This window comes from Streptomyces flaveolus, from assembly GCF_000716535.1.
GTDB lineage: Bacteria > Actinomycetota > Actinomycetes > Streptomycetales > Streptomycetaceae > Streptomyces > Streptomyces flaveolus_A.
Map to the genome: position 1 here is coordinate 1 of NZ_JNWV01000137.1, position 891 is coordinate 891.

Consider the following 891-nt stretch of genomic DNA (forward strand, 5'->3'; position numbering starts at 1 on the left):
GCGTGGTGGCGGAGTGTGGATGTGTGCCCGGCGGGAGCGGGGCCCCTCTTCTCCGGGGGGTTCGGTGTGCCGGGTGTGTCAGGACACCGCATCGACCCTCTGAGCAGGAGTGCCCTCATGGCCAGGACCACCGTCACCTTCGACAGCGCCGGCATCGAGATCGCCGCCCACCTCTACACCCCCGACGCCCCGGCGGCGGGCCCGCGTCCGGCACTGGTGGTCGGTCACCCCGGTACCGCGGTGAAGGAACAGACCTCCGGCACCTACGCGCGGCGGCTGGCCGAGCGGGGATTCGTCACCCTCGCCTTCGACGCGGCCTACCAGGGCGCCTCCGGCGGCCTGCCGCGCGGTCTGGAGGACCCCGCCCAGCGGGTGGAGGACTTCAAGGCCGCCGTGTCCTACCTGACCACCCGCGAGGAGGTCGACCCCGCCCGGATCGGACTGCTCGGCATCTGCGCCTCCGGCGGCTACTGCCTGACCGCCACCGGCGGTGACCACCGCGTCAGGGCCGTCGCCACCGTCAGCGGCGTCGACGTCGCCCGCCAGTTCCGCCTCGGCGCGGACGGCTCCCAGGACCCGGCCGTCTTCCAGGCCCTCCTGGACGCCGCCGCCCAGGCCCGCACCACCGCCGCCCGCGGCGAGGACCCCGGCGCCATGCCGGTCTTCCCCGACACCGCCGAACAGGCCGCCGCCCTCGGCGGCGAACACGCCGTCGAAGGCTTCGACTACTACTGCACCCCCCGCGGCCGGCACGAACGCTCCGCGAAGCACTTCGCCTGGCAGAGCATCGACAAGCTGGCCTCCTTCGACGCCTTCTTCGCCGTCCCCCTCATCGGCCCCCGCCCCCTGCTCCAGATCATCGGCAGCCGCGCCGTCACCTCCTGGATGGCC

Annotated in this window: 1 protein-coding gene; it reads left to right on the plus strand. The window is 74.0% G+C overall.

Translation table 11 applies throughout. The features are described from left to right. Positions 1 to 117 precede the first annotated feature (117 nt). The coding region (locus OO52_RS45520; RefSeq protein ID WP_030659359.1) for an alpha/beta hydrolase at positions 118 to 891 on the plus strand (774 nt) is incomplete at its 3' end.